The sequence below is a fragment of the Cellulomonas sp. KH9 genome (assembly GCF_900114185.1).
Taxonomy (GTDB): Bacteria; Actinomycetota; Actinomycetes; order Actinomycetales; family Cellulomonadaceae; genus Cellulomonas.
This window is the reverse complement of the sequence record NZ_FOSE01000005.1, coordinates 287,282-304,816: the sequence shown is the minus strand read 5'-3', so window position 1 is coordinate 304,816 and position 17,535 is coordinate 287,282. Positions and strand designations below refer to the sequence as shown.

Below are 17,535 nucleotides of genomic sequence, written 5' to 3'. Positions count from 1 at the left end.
GACCCCATGAAGGTCGCCGCCCGCGCCCACGTCCCCCCGTTCGCCGTCATGGAGATCCTGGCCGCCGCCAACGCGCGCCGCGCCGCCGGGGAGCACGTGCTCAACCTCTGCGCCGGTGAGCCGTCGACGGGTGCCTCGGACGTCGTGCGGCAGCGGGCGATCGAGCTGCTGACGTCCGGGGACCTGGGGTACACCGAGTCCCTCGGCGCACCGGGCCTGCGGGCGGCCATCGCCGCGCACTACCGCGACACGTACGGCGTCGACGTGGACCCGGCACGCGTCGCGGTCACCACCGGGTCGTCCGGCGGGTTCCTGCTCGCGTTCCTCGGGGCGTTCGACGTCGGCGACCGTGTCGCGCTCGCCCGTCCCGGCTACCCGGCCTACGCCAACATCCTCACGGCCCTGGGCTGCGAGGTCGTCGACCTGCCGTGCGGCCCCGAGCAGCGCTACCAGCCGACCGTGGCGCAGCTCGAGGCGCTGGACCGGCCCGTCGAGGGGCTGGTCGTCGCGTCGCCCGCCAACCCGACGGGCACCATGATCGAGCCGGCCGAGCTCACCGCGCTCGCGGACTGGTGCGGTGAGCACGGCGTGCGCCTGGTCAGCGACGAGATCTACCACGGCATCACGTACCCCGACGCGTCCGGCGCCACCCCCGCCACGGCCACCGCCGCGCAGTTCCTCGGCACGGGGGCCGTCGTCGTCAACTCGTTCTCCAAGTACTGGGCCATGACCGGCTGGCGGCTGGGCTGGCTGGTCCTGCCCGACGACCTGGTCGCACCCGTCGACGCGCTCGCGGGCAACGTCGCCCTGTGCCCGCCGGCGCTCGCGCAGCACGCGGGCGTCGCGGCCTTCAGCCCCGACGGCATGGCCGCCGCGCGCGCCAACGTCGAGCGGTACGCGGCCTCGCGGCGGCTGCTGCTCGACCGCCTGCCGGACCTGGGCTGGGACCCCGTCGCCCCCGCGGACGGCGCGTTCTACCTGTACGGCGACGTGTCGCGCACGGGCCTGGACGCGGTGACGTACTGCGCGCGCCTGCTCGACGAGGCGGGCGTCGCGATCACCCCGGGCAGCGACTTCGACCCCGTCGGTGGCCGGAGCTGGGTGCGGCTGTCGTTCGCGTCGTCGCCGCAGGTGGTGGCGGAGGCGGCCGACCGGGTCGTGGCCTGGCAGCGCGGGCTCTGACGCCGCGGAGCCGACACCGCTGAGCCGACACCGCGGAGCCGACGCCGCGGAGCCGACGCCCCGGAGCCGACACCGCTGAGCCGACACCCCGGAGCCGACGCACGGGCTCGCCGCCGCTGATCACACCGGGCGGTGGTCGGTCGAGTGCGCACCGGCCGCCGGAGCAGCCCGCGCAACCTCCCGACCGCTTGTCGGACAACTGACCGGTTGTCGTTGTCGGCCCTGGCGCGTTCTTCCTAGTGTCGGCCAGGTCGCGCGACGAGGCGCGGCTGACCCTCGACGAAGAGGTGGCAACTTGTCGGACATGCTGCGCACGGCGTCGGACGCCGACGTGCGGCTCGTGGAGCAGATCGTGGAGCTCGGCCTGCGGGTGGGCGACGTCCTGCCGGCCGAGTCGGAGATCGCCACGGCCATGCACGCCGGGCGGCCGCAGGTGCGTGAGGCGCTGCGGGTGCTCGAGGCGTTCGGTGCGGTCCGGTCGCGGCAGGGTGCGCGTCGCGTGTGGCTCGGGTTCGAGCCCGACCGCTTCGGGCTGCACCTCGCCGCGGTCCTCGGGGTCAGCGACCGGTCCGTCGAGGAGCTCTTCGAGATCCGCCACGCCTTCGAGGTCAGCCACCTCGCCCAGGTCGCCGCGCGCATGACGCTGGCCCAGCAGGACGAGCTGCGCACGATCGTGGCGGCGATGACCACGGCGGCGCGTCGCGGGCACCGCGTCCACGAGGAGGACGAGGCGTTCCACCGCGCGCTGTTCTCGTCCGTGCAGAACCGCGTGTTCGAGGGCGTCTCGGCGGCGTTCTGGCGGCTGCACGGGCGGCTCGACGCCGCCGCCGCCCCGGAGGACCTGCCGTCGGTCGCCGCCATGCACGCCCGCATCCTCGAGGCCGTCGTGGCCCGGGACGTCCGCCTCGCGCAGCACGAGCTCGACGCCCACTTCTGGGGGGTGCGCCGTCGCCTGCACGAGCGCGCGGCGCCTCCGGGCCGGCCCGGACCGGGCTAGCCCTCGCAGTACCCCCGACCCCTCGCCGGGCGCCCGGAGCGCCGCGGCGAGCCGCAGCACACCCGCAGCACGACCACACCAGCCCCTGCACGGCTCAAGGAGGAGCAATGAACGCACGGAGGACCGCCCGCGCCGTCGCGCTGTCGACGGCGGCGGTGACGCTCATGGCGGCCTGCGGCGGTGCCGCCGCGGACACCGGCGACGCCCCGACCACCGTCGAGTACTGGCTCTGGCAGGACGACGCCACCGACAGCACGTGGGGCGACCTGGCCGCGGACTTCAACGCCTCGCACGACGACGTGCAGGTCAACATCACCACGATCCCCCTGGAGCAGTACCAGGACCGGCTGCTGACGGCCGCGTCGTCGGGGACCGGCGCGTGCGCCGCCCGCAGCAAGGACTGGTGGCTGGGGCAGTTCGCGCCGCAGGGGATGATCGCCGACATCACGGAGCACGTCGACGCCTGGGACGGCAAGGACGACGTCATCGAGTCGCTGTGGGACACCGGGCGCCTGCCGGGTGACGACGCGGTCTACATGCTGCCGCACCAGTACGTGACGCTGTGGCTCTACTACAACAAGGACCGGTTCGCGCAGGCCGGAGTCGAGCCGCCGACCACCCAGCAGGAGTTCCTCGATGCGGCGGCCGCGCTGACCGACCCGGCGGCGGGCCAGTACGGGTTCGACGTGCGCGGCGGCGCCGGCGGGCAGGACCAGTGGCTCGCGTGGATGTTCGCCGGTGGCGCGGACGTCGTCGACGCCGACGGGGAGGTGGCCCTCACCAGCCCCGAGGCCGTCGCCGCGAACGAGCGGTACCTGTCGGTCGTCACCGAGCTGGACGCGGCGCCCCCGGGGTCGATCACGGCGGCGTTCGCGCCCGTGCAGACCAACTTCGCGGCCGGCACGACGGCGATGATGATCCACCACCCCGGCTCGCTCAACGCGATGCGCGAGACCCTCGGCGACGCGCTGGGCGTGCTGCCGATCCCGTCCGTGGACGGCACCGAGCCCGCCACCCTCACGTCCATGAGCGGCAACGTCGTCCTCGAGTCGTGCCAGGACAAGGACGCCGCCTTCGAGTGGATCTCCTGGCTGGCCACCGAGGAGCCGATGCGGGCGATCTCGACGTCGATCCAGGGGCAGCTGCCCGTGCTGGAGTCCGTGGCGGGTGCCGAGCCGTTCGCCACCGACCCGGACCTGCAGCTCGCCGTCGAGGCCGCACGCACCGCCAAGAGCTGGCCCGCCCTGCCGGGTGTCGCCCAGCTCGCCGCGAAGGAGTTCCAGACGCAGGTGCAGCTGGCGCTGCAGGGCGACCAGACGGGTGAGGAGATGCTCACCCGCCTGTCCCAGCTCCTCGAGCAGGACTGAGCACCATGACGATGACACCCACCCGCGCGGCCGGTGCCGGTGCCCCCGGCACCCGCCGCGCGGCGGTGGCCCCCGCCGCCCCCCGGCCCCGGCCCCGGCGCCGGGGCCTGGAGGCCTACGTGTACCTCGCACCGGCGATCGTGCTCGTCGGGTCGTTCGCCGGGTACCCGCTGGTGCGCTCGGTGTGGTTCGCCTTCAACGAGGTCAACCCGTTCTCGGGTGTCCAGGGCTTCGTCGGTGTCCAGCACTTCGTGGACATCGTCACCCACCCGGACTTCGCACAGATCGGCCGCAACACTCTCGTCTGGACGTTCGGCGCGGTCGCGCTGCAGCTCCTGCTCGGCCTCGTCGGCGCGCACCTGCTCAACGCCCGGTTCGCGCTGCGCGGGGTGTACCGCGGGCTCGCGATGATCCCTTGGGCGACGCCCAGCGTCCTCGTCGCGCTCATGTGGATCTGGATCCTCGACCCGAACCACGGCGTCCTCAACGGGGCGCTGCGCGCGCTGGGGGTGACCGACCGGCCCATCGCGTTCCTCAGCGAGTCGTCGACGGCGCTCCCCACCCTCGTCGCGGTGGACGTGTGGCAGGGCGTCCCGCTGTTCGCGGTGATGATCCTGGCCGCGCTGCAGGGCGTCGCACCCGAGCTGCGGGAGGCCGCGGCCATGGACGGCTGCGGTCCGGTGGGCGTCTTCCGGCACGTCGTGCTGCCGGCCATCCTCCCGACGATCCTCATCACGACGCTGCTGCGGCTGATCTGGACCGCCAACTACGTGGACCTCGTCCTCATCATGACCGGCGGCGGGCCCGGCCTGTCGTCGACGACGCTCTCGCTGCAGTCGTACGTCACCGCCTACAAGGCCATGGACTTCGGTGGTGGCGCCGCGTACGCGGTGCTGCAGGCGGCGGTGCTGTCGGTCCTCGTCGTGCTCTACATCCGGCTCACCGCGAAGGGGGCCCGCCGATGAGCGCCCGGACGCCCAACCTGTCCCGTCCCACCGCCCTGACCCTGCCGCACGTGGCCCGCCGCACCGGCCTGTACGTGCTGCTGGGCGTGTGGCTCGCGGCGATCCTCGGGCCCTACGTCGTCATGCTGCTGACGTCGCTGACGCCCTCGTCGCAGCTGGCCGCCGCGGGCGCGTCCCTCTGGCCGGGGGAGGTCAGCACCGACGCGTACCGCGAGCTGCTGGGCTCCACGCCGTTCCTCACGTACCTCCGCAACAGCCTGCTGGTCGCGGCCGTCGCGGTGCCGCTGGCGCTGGTGTGCGCGAGCGGTGCGGCCATCGCGCTGTCGCGCTTCGAGTTCGTCGGGCGGCAGTTCTTCATGACCGCCGTGCTGGTCGCCCAGCTGCTGCCCGCGGTGCTGCTGGTCATCTCGCTGCAGGGTCAGCTGCGTGTGCTGAACCTGCTCGACAACGTCCTGGGCCTGGCGCTGGTGCACGCCGCGTTCGCCACCCCGTTCGCCACGTGGCTGCTCAAGGGGTTCCTCGACTCGATCCCCCGCGAGCTCGAGGAGTCGGGCCGCATCGACGGCGCCAGCTCCTGGCAGGTCGTCCGCATGATCCTGCTCCCGCTGCTCGCGCCCGGCATGGTCGCGGCCGGCACGTACATCTTCATCCTGTCGTGGAACGAGTTCCTGTACGCGCTGACCTTCATGCAGTCGACGTCGACGCGCACGCTGCCCATCGGCCTGCACCTGTTCATCGGCGAGTACCAGATCCGGTGGGACCTGCTGACGGCCGGCGGCGTCCTGGCCGTCCTGCCCGTCATCGCCGGCTTCCTCATCGTCCAGAAGCGGCTGGTCGCCGGGCTCGCCGCCGGCGCCGTCAAGGGGTGATCGCCACCGTCGCGCACCCACCAGCACCGCCCGCACGCACCACCCGGAAGGACCCGTCGTGAAGATCGAGCACATCGAGTACCAGCTGTCCCGCCTGCCGCTGCCCAAGGGCACGTGGGGCGACCAGATCCACGTCGTCACGCACATCGAGATCATCACCGCCCACCTGACCACGGACACGGGTGTGGTCGGCGTGGGGCTCTCGCACACGTCGGGCGTCGGCGGGCGGGCGATGATGGCGATGCTGGAGGAGCTGACGCCGACGCTCATCGGCAAGGAGGTCGCGGCGGTCCCGCTGTGGCACCGCTCGTGGCAGTACCTGCGGGACAACGGCCCGGGCGGCACGACGACGCTCGCGCTCGCCGCGGTCGACATCGCGGTGTGGGACGCACTGGCCAAGGAGCGCGGCGTGCCGCTGGCGGACCTGCTGGGCCGCGTGCGCGACCGGGTGCCGCTGTACGGCAGCGGCATCAACCTCAACCTGTCGGCGGAGGAGGTCGTCGAGCAGGTCAAGGGCTGGAAGGCCGACGGGTTCTTCGCCGCGAAGGTGAAGGTCGGCAAGCCGGACCTCGAGGAGGACGTCGAGCGGCTGACGAAGATCCGCGAGGCGGTCGGGATGTTCCCGCTCATGGTCGACGCGAACCAGGGCTGGACGCTGGGGCAGGCCGTGCAGGCGATGTCCCGGTTCGAGCACCTCGACCTCTACTGGGTGGAGGAGCCGCTGCGGGTCGACGACGTCGAGTCGCACGCGCGGCTGCGGGCGCGCTCGCGGACGCCGATCGGCCTCGGCGAGAACGTGTACACGCTGCAGCAGTTCAACCAGTACCTCGCCAACGACGCGTGCGACTTCGTCCAGGCGGACCTGGGACGCGTGGGCGGGCTGACGCCGTACCTCGACATCGCCGCGCTGGCGCGGGCCTACAGCGCGCCCATGGCCCCGCACTTCGTCCTCGAGCTGTCCGGCCACGTGCTGTGCTCGGTGCCCAACGCGCTGTGCGGGGAGATGACCGACGGCGGGACGCTGTCCGAGCTCGGGGCGATCGTGCCGCAGCCGCTGCAGCGTGGCCACTACGTGCCGCGCGAGGTGCCCGGGCACGGCCTGGAGCTCAACACGGAGTACCTCGCCGCGCACCGTGTGGAGGTGTGAGCCGTGGCTGACGCGCTGTTCGGGCTCGAGGGCAAGGTCGTCGTGGTCACCGGGGCGCTGGGGCAGCTGGGCGCCGCGCTGACGCGGGAGCTGCTGGACCGCGGCGCGCGCGTCGCGGCGCTGTCCCGCACGGCACCCGAGGCCGCCGCCGAGGCCCTCGGCGACCTGGCCGACCACCCGCACCTGAGGTACGCGTCGGTCGACATCACCGACGCCGGCAGCATCGAGCGCGGGCTCGACGACGTCCTGGCGCCCTGGGGCGTGCCCGACGGCCTGGTGAACAACGCCGGGATCGACACCCAGCCGAGCGCGCCGCCGGAGGTCTCCGGCCCGTTCGAGCAGTTCCCGGTCGAGGTGTTCCGTGAGGTCGTCGACACGAACCTCACCGGCACCTTCCTCATGACGCAGGCCGTCGGCCGGCGCATGCGCGCCGCCGGCAGGCCCGGGTCGATCGTCAACGTCGGGTCGATCTACGGCATGGTCTCGCCGGTCCAGGACATCTACGCCTACAAGGAGCAGGAGACGGGCGTCCCGTTCGTCAAGCCCGTCGCCTACGCGGCGTCCAAGTCCGGGGTCTACAACCTCACGCGGTACTGCGCGACGTACTGGGGCCGCCAGGGCATCCGGGTCAACACCCTGACGCCCTCCGGCATCGGCCGCGACACGCAGGACGCGACGTTCCGCGCCAACTACACCGCGCGCATCCCCATCGGCCGGATGGCGTCCACGGACGACTTCCTCGCGCCCGTGGTCTACCTGCTGGGCGACGGCTCGCGGTACATGACGGGCGCGAACCTCGTCGTCGACGGCGGGTGGACGGCGTGGTGAGCGACCTCGAGCGGATCTTCTCCGCGCTGGTCACCCCCACGCGCGCCGACGACTCGCTCGACCTGGGCGTGCTGCGCGAGATCGTGGAGGAGCAGCTCGCGCGCGGGGTGGAGGGCTTCTACTGCTGCGGGTCGTCGGGGGAGGCGCTGCTGCTGTCGCTCGCCGAGCGGCGGGACGTCGTCGACACCGTCGTCGACCAGGTCGCCGGGCGCGTGCCCGTCGTCGCGCACGTCGGCACCGTCAGCACGGCGCAGACGGTCGAGCTGGCCCGGGCGGCGCGGGACGCGGGCGTCGCGGCGGTCTCGATGATCCCGCCGTACTACTACGCGTTCACGCCGGAGGAGATCGAGCGGTACTACCTCGACGTGCTGGACGCCGTGGACGTGCCGGTGCTGCTGTACAACATCCCGCAGTTCACGCGCGTGGCGTTCTCCAAGGCGAACGCCTCCCGCCTGCTCGCCCACCCGCGGGTGGTGGGGATGAAGCACACGGCGCACGACCTGTTCGCCCTGGAGCGCATGGTGGCGGCGTTCCCGGGGACGGTGTTCGTCAACGGGTTCGACGAGCAGTACCTGCCGGCCCTCACGGCCGGTGCGCGCGCGACGATCGGCACGACCGTCAACATCCAGCCCGAGCTGTTCGCCCGGGTGCGGGACCGGTTCGCCGCCGGTGACCTCGACGGTGCCCGGCGTACCCAGGCGCAGATCAACGAGGTCGTCGAGACGCTCGTCGCGCACGGCGTCTTCCAGTCCGCCAAGTACCTGGCGTGCGCCCGCGGGCCCGTCACCGGCAACTGCCGCCGGCCGTTCCGTCCGCTGGGCGACGACGACCGTGCGGCGCTCGACGCCCTCGCCGGGCGCATCCGCCGCTTCGTGGACGAGGACCGGCCGTGACCGGCCCGGCGCGTCCGACCCCGACCGCCCCCACCCGTGCAGGAGGAGACCGTTGACCACGTACACCCACCCCGTCCTGGCCCCCGAGCCGCAGGCCCCCGCGCGCACCGCCTACCTCGTGGCCTCCGGCGACCTGCGCGAGTCCGCGAACGTCGCCGGCTGGCCCACGCAGGTCGAGCTCGAGCGGGTCGTCACCGACGCGTTCGCCCGCAACGGCTGGGACCTGGTGCGCGCGCACCCGGTCGACCCCGTGACCGGGCACGGGTTCATCTCCAGCCAGCGCATGGGCCTCGACGTCTTCCGTGACGTCCCGCCCGACGCCCCGCTGGTCGTCGCCGAGGCGGTGTGGCAGTACAGCCACCACGTGCTCGCTGGCCTGCGCACGCACCGCGGCCCGGTCCTCACGGTCGCGAACTTCGCGGGCGACTGGCCGGGCCTGGTCGGGCTGCTCGGGCTGAACGCCGGCATGACCAAGATGGGCCGGGACTACTCGACGGTGTGGACGGTCGACGGCTCGGACGCGTGGTTCCAGGACGCGATCGCGTCGTGGCTGACCACGTGGCGCATCGAGCACGACGCCTCCCACGTGCGCGCCCTCGACCTGGGTGCCTCGCCCGAGCGGGAGCTCGGTGAGGCCCTCGCGGCCCAGCTGCTGCGCGAGAAGGCGATCATCGGCGTCTTCGACGAGGGCTGCATGGGCATGTACAACGCGATCATCGACGACGAGCTGCTCAACCCGACGGGCATCTACAAGGAGCGGCTGTCGCAGTCCGCGCTGTGGGCGCAGATGCAGCGGGTGCCGGACGAGGTCGCGGACGGGGTCCACCGGTGGCTGCTCGACGCGGGCATGACGTTCCGCCTCGGCACCGACGACGCCACGGAGCTGACCCGTGAGCAGCTGCAGTGGCAGTACAAGATGTACGTCGCGGCGCTGTGGATGGCCGACGACTTCGGGCTCGACGCGGTCGGGATCCAGTACCAGCAGGGGCTCAAGGACGTGTGCCCCGCGTCCGACCTGGCGGAGGGTCTGCTCAACAACGCCGAGCGTCCGCCCGTGCGCTCGCGCGACGGGTCCCGCGTGCTGTGGGACGGCGTCCCGCTCCCGCACTTCAACGAGGCCGACGAGGGCGTCGCCGTGGACGCGGTCGTGACGAACCGCGTGTGGTCCGCCATGGGCCTGGACCCGGCCACCACGCTGCACGACGTGCGGTGGGGCGACGAGCACGACGGGCGCTTCGTCTGGGTGTGGGAGATCTCCGGCTCGGTGCCGGCCTCGCACCTCGAGGGCGGGTACGCGGGCGCCGAGGGCTGGCGGCAGGACCCGGTCTTCTTCCCCGCGGGCGGGTCCACGCTCAACGGCGTGTGCCGGCCGGGGGAGGTCGTGTGGTCGCGCGTGTACATCGCCGACGGCGCGCTGCACGTCGACATGGGCCGGGCGAGCGCCGTCACGCTGCCCGAGGCGGAGACCCGGCGCCGCAAGGAGGCGACGAACCCGGAGTGGCCGATCATGCACGCCGTCCTGCACGGCGTGAGCCGGGACCAGTTCATGGCCCGGCACAAGGCCAACCACCTCAACGTCGCGTACGCACCGGACGCCGCGACCGCGGACGCCGCGTTCGCCGCCAAGGCAGCCATGTTCGCCGCGATGGGCCTGCAGGTCCACGTGTGCGGCGACGTGGCCGTCTGACCGGTCGACCCCCGCCCTCGGCGGGGCCACGGACCGTCGCAGCCTGACGCGTCATCCCCCGACGCCGCGTCAGGCTGCGACGCCGGGCCGTCCCGCCCGGTCCTTCAGAGCTGCCCGGTCCTTCAGAGCTGCCCGGTCCTTCAGGGCTGCCCGGTCCTTCAGGGCTGCCCGGCACCTCAGGCCGGCCCCGTCGCTGCCCGCAGCCGCGCCGGGCGACGCAACGCGCACGACACCTGCCCCCCGTAGCCTCACCTGCATGGACGTGGCGGTGCTCGGGGCGACGGGGGACGTGGGGCGGCAGATCTGCACGCAGCTCGTCGAGCGGCAGGTGCTGCCGACGACGTCACGGCTGCAGCTGGTCGGCCGGCCCGGGGGTGCGTCGGGACGGGCCGTGCACGGCCTGCGCGCGGACCTCGTCGACGCGTACGACGAGCACGCACCGGTCCTCGACGTCGCGCTCGACCCGACCGAGGTGGTCGCCGACGTCGTCGTCGTCGCTGCGGGACGGACGGCGCCGGTGGGCGGTGGCGGCGCCCCGCCGAGCCGGGCGGAGCTCGCCGCGGCGAACGCCGAGGTCTTCCGCGCCTACGCCGACGCGCTGGCCGACCACGGGTCGGGCAGCGAGGTCGTCGTGGTGGTGTCCAACCCGGTCGAGCTGGGCGTCGCGATCCTCGCCGAGCGGCTGGGCCGGCACCGGGTGGTCGGCATGGGCGCGTGGCTCGACACGCTGCGGTTCCGCCGGGAGATCGCCGTGCAGCTGGGGGTGCGGCGGCACCGGGTCGGCGGGTTCGTCGGCGGGCAGCACGGTGACGACGCGGTCCCGCTGTGGTCCACCGTGCGGATCAGCGGCCTCGACGTCGCCGAGCGGCAGCGGGCCGTCGCCCGGCTGCGCCAGGGGCGCACCCTCGCGACGTTCCCCGCCGAGGTCGCCCGCGCCAAGGCCGACCTGCTCGCCGTCGCCGCGACCGACGTGGCGGCGGCGTTCGCGCTCATCGACTCCTGGCCGCCGGACCTGCGCGCACTGGCGCGACCGTGGATGACGCACCAGTCCGGTGCGAAGACGGCCACGGGGACGGCGTCGGCGACCATCGACCTGCTGGAGACGATCCTCGACGGGCGCGACATCGTCGTGGCCGGGCAGGTGGCGCTCGCGGGGGAGGTGAGCGTCGGCGGGTCACCCGTGCACGGGGTGCTCGGCGTGCCCGTGGTGCTCGGCCCGGAGGGGTGGTCCCGCGTGCTGCTCGACCCGCTGCCGCCCGACGAGGACGCCCGCCTGGCCGAGGCCGGTGCCGCCGTCGCCGCGGGGTGCGCGCCGTGGACGGGCGCCCTTCCCGGTGCCACCCCTGCCACGGCCGAGGAGTGGCAGCGATGACCGACACCGCCGCCCCCGCCGGCCTCGCGGGCGACGACGACACCCGGTGGGTGGGCTGGGTCCGCACCGAGCACCGCACGGGCGCGATCTCCGCGCTCGCGGGCGTCTTCTCCACCCGTGGCGTCAACGTCGACTCCCTGGCCACCGGCGACGTCCACGACGACGCGGGCCTGGTGGTCGTGACCTTCCGCGCCGGCGAGCGTCGCGCGCGTCTGCTGGCCCGCACCGTCGAGCGGCTCCCGCAGGTCCGCGGTGTGCGGGTCCGTCGCGTCGCCGACCCGGGCGTGCGCGCGGCGGCCGTCGTGCACCTGCCGGCCGGCACGGCCTTCCGGCCGCCCGCGGGGGCGGGGGTGCGGTGGTCGGGCGGCAGCGGCGCGGGGGAGCCGCTGCTGGTCGAGGGCCCGCTCGTCGACGTCGAGACGACCGTGGCCGCCGCGCGTGCCGCCGGGGCGACGGGTGACGCGACCGTGATCCAGCCGCCGCACGGCTGACCCGCCGCCGGCGGTGGTGGTGCGCAGGCCGCGGCGTCAGGCCGTGGCGGCGCCGGTCCGGTCAGGCCGACGGCGGCGTCTGCACCACGCTGATCAGCGCGGGGTCGATGACGTTGCCCACGCACTGCACGACCCGCTCGACGTCCGCGACGCGGGCGTCGGACGCCATGACGATCCCGCCGCCGGCGGCCGGTGCGTCCGCGCTGACGTAGGCGTCGACCACCGCCGCGTCGTCGGCGCACGCCGCGACGGTGCGCAGGTCACCGGCCACGAGCACCGTCCACGGACCCTGCGCGGGGATCTCCACGGACGCGCCGCCGCCGCCCCCGCCGAACGCGGCGAGCGCCCCGAGCAGGCTGCTGCCGACCAGGGCGGCCACCACGACCACGGCGGTCGTGCGGGTGCGCTTGGCGCGGTCGCGCACGGTTCCTCCAGCAGGTCGGGACGCCAGCAGGGTAGCCCGGCGACCTGGGGGACCCGAAGCCGGCGACTGCCCGCAGGTCGTCGCACCACGGCTGCGGAGGTGCGCCGCGCGCCGCGCTCCTAGAGTCGTCGGCGTGACCAGCGGGGACGTGCGGATCGGCATCTCGGGGTGGCGGTACGCCCCCTGGCGGGGGGTGTTCTACCCGCCCGGGCTGCAGCAGCGGCGCGAGCTGGAGCACGCGTCACGGCAGCTGGGGTCGATCGAGATCAACGGGTCGTTCTACTCGTTGCAGCGCCCCGACAGCTACCGCGCGTGGCGTGCCGAGACGCCCGACGGGTGCGTGTTCTCGATCAAGGGCCCGCGGTTCGTCACGCACATGAAGAAGCTCGCGGGCGTCGAGGTGCCGCTGGCCAACTTCTGGGCGTCGGGGGTGCTGGCGCTCGAGGACCGCACCGGTCCCGTGCTGTGGCAGCTGCCGCCCAACCTCGGCTTCGACGCCGACCGGCTCGCCCGGTTCTTCGACCTGCTGCCGCGGTCCACCGCCGCGGCCGCGCGCCTGGCCGAGCAGCACGACGACAAGGTCCCCGACGGGCGCGCGCTGACGACCGTCGAGCAGGACCGCCCGCTGCGGCACGTCCTGGAGGTCCGGCACGACACGTTCGTCACCCCCGCGTTCCCCGAGCTGCTGCGCGCGCACGACGTCGGCCTCGTGGTGGCCGACACCGCCGGGCGCTGGCCGCACCTGGAGGACCTGACCAGCGACGTCGTCTACGTGCGGCTGCACGGGGAGAGCGAGCTGTACGTCTCGGGCTACGACGACGCGTCGCTGGACCGCTGGGCCGCGAAGATCCGCGCCTGGTCCACGGGCGCGACCCCGCCCGACGGGCCGCGGGTGTCACCGCCGGCCGCGGACCGTCCCCGGGACGTGTACGTCTACTTCGACAACGACGTGAAGGTCCGCGCCCCGTTCGACGCCATGGCCCTGGCCCGGCGCCTCGGGGTGGGGCCGGCGGCACAGGGGGGCACCGGCGCCGACGCTGGACTCGCGTAGGTTCGTCCTCGTCCCGACCTGAAGGAGCGCACACCATGCAGTGCCCCGTGGACCAGGCCCAGCTCGTCATGACCGAGCGCCAGGGCGTCGAGATCGACTACTGCCCCGTGTGCCGCGGCATCTGGCTGGACCGGGGTGAGCTCGACAAGATCATCGACCGTGCCGGGCCCGCGGTGCCGGGCGTCGACCCCCGGGCCGTCCCGGGCGCTGCCGCGCCGGACCCCCGCCTCGGTGACACGCGCGACTACGGCTCGTACGACCGTCCGCCCGAGCGCGGGTACGACCGCGACGACCGCGGCGGCTACGCGCGCGGGTACGACGACCGCGGTGGCTACGGCCACGACCGGGGCAAGCGCAAGAAGCGCGAGTCCTGGCTCGAGGACCTCTTCGACTTCTGACGGCCCCGGGCGTCCGGACCGCCCTCCCACCCGGGGTGGGAGAGCGGTCCGGTCACGTCGTCAGGCGGGTCGCTTCTGCGGGGACGTCTCCGCCGTCTTGCCCGGGTCGCGCTCCACGACGTCGCCGAGGACCTCGTCGATGCGGGCCATCAGCTCGGCCGGGATCGTCACGCCGGCGGCCTTGACGTTCTCGGTGACCTGCTCGGGACGCGACGCGCCGATGAGCGCGGCGGCGACGTTGTCGTTCTGCAGCACCCACGCGACGGCGAGCTGCGCCATCGACAGGCCCAGCTCGTCGGCGACCGGCTGCAGGCCCTGCACGCGGGTGAGGACGTCGTCGTTCATGAACCGCTTGATCATGTTCGCGCCGCCCTTCTCGTCCGTGGCGCGCGACCCGGCGGGCGGCTGCTGACCCGGCTTGTACTTGCCGGTGAGGACGCCCTGGGCGACGGGCGACCAGACGATCTGGGAGATCCCCAGCTCGCGCGACGTCGGGACGACCTCGTCCTCGATGACGCGCCACAGCATCGAGTACTGCGGCTGGCTGGAGATGAGCTGCACGCCCAGGTCCTTCGCCAGCGCGTGGCCGGCGCGGATCTGGTCGGCGGTCCACTCCGAGACGCCGATGTACAGCGCCTTGCCCTGGCGCACGATGTCGGCGAACGCCTGCATCGTCTCCTCGAGCGGGGTCTCCGTGTCGTACCGGTGGGCCTGGTAGAGGTCGACGTAGTCGGTCTGCAGGCGGCGCAGCGAGCCGTTGATCGACTCCATGACGTGCTTGCGCGACAGCCCGACGTCGTTCTTGCCGCCCGGGCCGGTCGGCCAGTAGACCTTCGTGAAGATCTCGAGCGACTCGCGCCGCTCGCCCTTGAGCGCCTCGCCGAGGACGCTCTCGGCCTTCGTGTTCGCGTAGACGTCGGCGGTGTCGAACGTCGAGATGCCCGCGTCGAGAGCGGCGCGGACGCACTGCGTCGCGGTCTCGTTCTCCACCTGCGAGCCGTGGGTGAGCCAGTTGCCGTACGTGATCTCGGAGATCTTGAGCCCCGAGCTGCCGAGGTAGCGGAATTCCATGGCCCTATCCCAGCACCTCCGCAGCGTGCGCGCCCGCGCCGCGCCCGATGCGGCGGTGGGGCGACGGCGGGTGGACGCTGGAGAGGTGCCGGAAGCCGACCGTCCCGCGCCCGGCCGCGAGCCCACCCCCCGCGGCGGGTCCGTCGCACCGTGGCGCGAGCGTGCGCCGGGCGTCGCCGTGGCGCTGGGGCTCGGTGCGGCGGGGGCCGCCCTGGGGGCGTCGGTGCCGCTGCTGGGCGGCGCCGTGCTCGCCCTGGCGATGGGGGTGGCGCTGCGCGAGGTGCTGTCCCGCGGCCCGGTCGCGTGGGCGCGCGCCCTGGAACCCGGCGCCCGCACCTGCTCCACCCTCGCGCTGCAGGCGGCGGTCGTGCTGCTCGGGTTCGGGCTGTCCCTCGGCCAGGTCGCGGAGACGGGCGGTGACGCGCTGCCGGTGATGCTGGTGACGCTGACGGTGGTCCTGCTGGTGGCCGCGCTGCTCGGGCGCCGCCTCGGTCTGGACTCCGACACCCGCACCCTCATCGGCGTCGGCACGGGCATCTGCGGGGCGTCGGCGATCGCGGCGACCAGCGCGGTGATCCGGGCGTCGCAGACCACCATCGCGACGGCCATGGCGACGATCTTCACGTTCAACGTGCTCGGGGCGATCACGTTCCCGCTGCTGGGCGAGGCGATGGGCCTGTCGCAGGAGGGGTTCGGGACGTGGGTGGGCACGGCCGTCAACGACACGTCGTCGGTCGTCGCGGCGGCCACGGCCTACGGGGCGCTCGCGCTCGAGACGGCCGTCGTCGTCAAGCTCACCCGCACGCTGGCGATCGTGCCGGTGACGTTCGCGCTGGCCGTGCGGCAGGGCCGCCGGGACCGCGCGTCGGCGGACGCGACGGGCGGCGGGACCCCCTGGACGCGCCTCGTCCCGCCGTTCCTCGTCCTGTTCCTGGTGGCGTCCGCGGTGACCACGCTGGGCTGGTTCCCGGCCGCGTGGGAAGAGGGCGCCGACACCGGCGCCCACGCCCTGACAGCGGTGGCGCTCGCGGGCGTCGGGCTGCTGACCCCCGTCGACGCGCTGCGTCGGGCCGGCTGGCGCCCGCTCGCGCTGGGTGGTGCGTTGTCGCTGGCCGTGGCGCTGACCAGCCTGGGCATGCAGGCGGTCACCGGCCTGCTGTGACGCGGCGCGCGGCGGGATCCCGCGCCCGCCGATCTCACCCGCCGCCGAACGGGGGATCCGGCCGCAAACGGACATGACCGGCACCTACGCTTCGGGCGACCCGTCACCGACCCGACCAGGACGCCACGTGATCTTCTTCGGCTGGGGCCGTCGCTCCAAGACTGCTGAGCTCGAGCCCGGGCGTGCCCTCGTGCGCGTCTGGGGCCACTTCCACCTGTTCTGGCTGTTCCGCTTCTCGTGGCCCGCGGGCTACCTGCTCGCGACCGCCACGGAGGCCGGGTGGGCGCAGCAGCCGATCTCCCCGCAGGAGGGCCGTGCGCTGGACCCCGAGGGCCGCACGGACGTGCACCTGTGGTGGCGCTTCGGTCTCCTGCTGCCGGCCGTGGGCATCGCGTTCGCGATCTTCATGGCGACGGTCTTCCCGGAGGCCTGAGCAGGTCCTCCGCGGGGCCGGACCCCGGGACGTCCCGGCGGGTCACCGCGCGGGGGCCGTGTCGCCCGTCGTCGGCGCGGGCTCACGCGCGACCCCGGCCGCCGCCAGCGCCGCGTCGACGCGGGCCTGCACCTGCCGCGCGGTCCGTCCCCGCCGCCACCGGACCAGCAGCACGCCCCCGACGACGAGCACGAGCAGCGCGAGCTTCGTCCACGGCACCGTCCACACCGTGACCTGCGCGGACCCGGTGCGCAGCGCCGCGTCGACGACGTCGTCGCCCACCACCCACGGGCGGGTGTCGACGTGCCCGGTGACGCGCACCACCGGCCACACCGGGACAGCGGCCTCGACGAGCACCTGCTGCGCGGGCAGCACCTCGCGCACCTCGGTGCGGTCCTCCGCCGCGGCCACGCCGAACGGGCCGGCCAGCGTGGTCACGGCGCGGGCGGCGAGGCGCACGTCACCGGTGTTCTCGACCCGGTAGCGCACGTGGACCGTGCCGGGGGCGAAGGGGTTCCACGACGGCTCCCAGCGCGTCGTGACGTCGGTGGGGGTCAGCGCTGCCTCGATGTCCCCCGTGACGCGCAGGTGCAGCCGCACGCCGTTGCGCGCCGCGAGCCGCAGCGAGTCGCCGGCGACGAGCTCGGCCACGACGCCGGCCGGGTGGTCACCGGGTCGGGCGTCGGCGGGCACGGAGATCGTCAGGGGCACGGTCACCGCCGCGCCGGCGTCGAGCGCGACGAGGAGCGTGCCGTCGTCCTGGGGCTGCGCGCCCTCGACGGCGCCGAGCGTGACCCACGACCCGCCGTCGCGGGGCGGTGTCCCGGTCGGCGGCAGGTCGAAGTAGCCGGCGTCGGACAGCACGCCGTCCCCGGCGTAGACGGCGAACGTCGCGGGTGTCTCGCCGAGGTTCGTGACCGTGACGTGCTCGGCGACCGACGCGCCGGGGTCCAGGACGTGCCGCAGCGAGATGCGGTCGTCGGGGCCGTCGGCGGTCGCCGGCTGGACCGTCCACGTCACGGTGTTGTCGGGCTGCGCGGTCGTCGGGGCGATCTGGGTGGTCGCGGCCGCGGCCGGCCACGCCGGCGCGAGCAGCGCGGCGACCAGCACGGCGAGCAGCACGGCGGCGCCGGCGGGCCGGGAGGGGCGGGGGAGGTCGGCCGGGTGCGTGCGGTGCATGGGTGTCTCCTCGGGCCGA

Annotated in this window: 18 protein-coding genes; 15 read left to right on the top strand and 3 right to left on the bottom strand. The window is 74.2% G+C overall.

All coding sequences use genetic code 11. From position 1 onward, the window contains the following. Positions 1-6 precede the first annotated feature (6 nt). The 11 genes from BMZ16_RS17165 to BMZ16_RS17115 all read left to right on the top strand — a co-directional run bounded on the left by BMZ16_RS17165 (position 7) and on the right by BMZ16_RS17115 (position 11,798). Positions 7-1,182 (top strand): aminotransferase class I/II-fold pyridoxal phosphate-dependent enzyme, encoded by a 1,176-nt coding sequence (locus tag BMZ16_RS17165; RefSeq protein WP_089802730.1) that lies wholly within the window; start codon positions 7-9, stop codon positions 1,180-1,182. Between the two features lie 304 nt (positions 1,183-1,486). Then, positions 1,487-2,179: a FadR/GntR family transcriptional regulator gene (locus tag BMZ16_RS17160; RefSeq protein WP_089802727.1), complete on the top strand. Its 693-nt coding sequence runs from the start codon at positions 1,487-1,489 to the stop codon at positions 2,177-2,179. A gap of 107 nt (positions 2,180-2,286) precedes the next feature. Beyond that, on the top strand, positions 2,287-3,546 hold the full coding sequence (locus BMZ16_RS17155; protein WP_089802725.1) for an ABC transporter substrate-binding protein: 1,260 nt from the start codon (positions 2,287-2,289) through the stop codon (positions 3,544-3,546). A 5-nt stretch (positions 3,547-3,551) separates the two neighbouring features. Continuing rightward, positions 3,552-4,511, top strand: a complete 960-nt coding sequence (locus tag BMZ16_RS17150) for a carbohydrate ABC transporter permease (RefSeq protein WP_089802723.1) — start codon at positions 3,552-3,554, stop codon at positions 4,509-4,511. Next, positions 4,508-5,380 carry a carbohydrate ABC transporter permease gene (locus BMZ16_RS17145; RefSeq protein WP_089802721.1) on the top strand — a complete coding sequence of 291 codons (873 nt, stop codon included), beginning with the start codon at positions 4,508-4,510 and terminating at the stop codon, positions 5,378-5,380. Before BMZ16_RS17150 ends, BMZ16_RS17145 begins: the two co-directional genes overlap by 4 nt. A 58-nt stretch (positions 5,381-5,438) precedes the next feature. Beyond that, on the top strand, positions 5,439-6,527 hold the full coding sequence (locus tag BMZ16_RS17140; protein ID WP_089802719.1) for a mandelate racemase/muconate lactonizing enzyme family protein: 1,089 nt from the start codon (positions 5,439-5,441) through the stop codon (positions 6,525-6,527). 3 nt (positions 6,528-6,530) lie between these two features. Beyond that, entirely contained in the window at positions 6,531-7,355 is an 825-nt protein-coding gene (locus tag BMZ16_RS17135; protein ID WP_089802717.1) for an SDR family oxidoreductase, read from the top strand. Beyond that, complete coding sequence (locus BMZ16_RS17130; protein WP_218143385.1) at positions 7,352-8,248, top strand: dihydrodipicolinate synthase family protein; 897 nt, start codon at positions 7,352-7,354, stop codon at positions 8,246-8,248. The genes BMZ16_RS17135 and BMZ16_RS17130 overlap by 4 nt, the downstream gene beginning before the upstream one ends. A gap of 52 nt (positions 8,249-8,300) precedes the next feature. Then, a complete protein-coding gene (locus BMZ16_RS17125; protein WP_089802715.1) occupies positions 8,301-9,935 on the top strand; it encodes a fucose isomerase in 1,635 nt (544 codons plus the stop codon). A gap of 256 nt (positions 9,936-10,191) precedes the next feature. After that, positions 10,192-11,307, top strand: a complete 1,116-nt coding sequence (locus tag BMZ16_RS17120; protein WP_089802713.1) for a lactate/malate family dehydrogenase — start codon at positions 10,192-10,194, stop codon at positions 11,305-11,307. Further along, a complete protein-coding gene (locus BMZ16_RS17115; protein ID WP_089802711.1) occupies positions 11,304-11,798 on the top strand; it encodes an ACT domain-containing protein in 495 nt (164 codons plus the stop codon). Before BMZ16_RS17120 ends, BMZ16_RS17115 begins: the two co-directional genes overlap by 4 nt. A 61-nt stretch (positions 11,799-11,859) precedes the next feature. Here BMZ16_RS17115 and BMZ16_RS17110 read toward each other — a convergent pair whose 3' ends face one another. Further along, positions 11,860-12,222 (bottom strand): hypothetical protein, encoded by a 363-nt coding sequence (locus BMZ16_RS17110; protein ID WP_089802709.1) that lies wholly within the window; start codon positions 12,220-12,222, stop codon positions 11,860-11,862. Between the two features lie 133 nt (positions 12,223-12,355). On the opposite strand from BMZ16_RS17110, the gene BMZ16_RS17105 reads away from it, so the two are divergent. Next, positions 12,356-13,273: a DUF72 domain-containing protein gene (locus BMZ16_RS17105; protein WP_218143384.1), complete on the top strand. Its 918-nt coding sequence runs from the start codon at positions 12,356-12,358 to the stop codon at positions 13,271-13,273. Positions 13,274-13,308: 35 nt separating this feature from the next. Continuing rightward, the gene (locus BMZ16_RS17100) at positions 13,309-13,671 is read left to right on the top strand and encodes a TFIIB-type zinc ribbon-containing protein (RefSeq protein WP_089802707.1); all 363 of its coding nucleotides are present in this window, start codon (positions 13,309-13,311) and stop codon (positions 13,669-13,671) included. Between the two features lie 60 nt (positions 13,672-13,731). On the opposite strand, the gene BMZ16_RS17095 is transcribed toward BMZ16_RS17100, so the two are convergent. Continuing rightward, positions 13,732-14,742 (bottom strand): aldo/keto reductase family protein, encoded by a 1,011-nt coding sequence (locus BMZ16_RS17095; protein WP_089802704.1) that lies wholly within the window; start codon positions 14,740-14,742, stop codon positions 13,732-13,734. An 85-nt stretch (positions 14,743-14,827) separates the two neighbouring features. Between BMZ16_RS17095 and BMZ16_RS17090 the strand changes: the two genes are divergently transcribed. Together BMZ16_RS17090 and BMZ16_RS17085 are read left to right on the top strand one after the other, a co-directional pair. Beyond that, entirely contained in the window at positions 14,828-15,904 is a 1,077-nt protein-coding gene (locus BMZ16_RS17090; RefSeq protein WP_255366769.1) for a YeiH family protein, read from the top strand. Between the two features lie 127 nt (positions 15,905-16,031). Further along, positions 16,032-16,337 carry a hypothetical protein gene (locus BMZ16_RS17085; protein WP_089802700.1) on the top strand — a complete coding sequence of 102 codons (306 nt, stop codon included), beginning with the start codon at positions 16,032-16,034 and terminating at the stop codon, positions 16,335-16,337. A 42-nt stretch (positions 16,338-16,379) separates the two neighbouring features. Here BMZ16_RS17085 and BMZ16_RS17080 read toward each other — a convergent pair whose 3' ends face one another. Further along, a complete protein-coding gene (locus BMZ16_RS17080) occupies positions 16,380-17,516 on the bottom strand; it encodes a COG1470 family protein (protein ID WP_089802698.1) in 1,137 nt (378 codons plus the stop codon). Positions 17,517-17,535 lie beyond the last annotated feature (19 nt).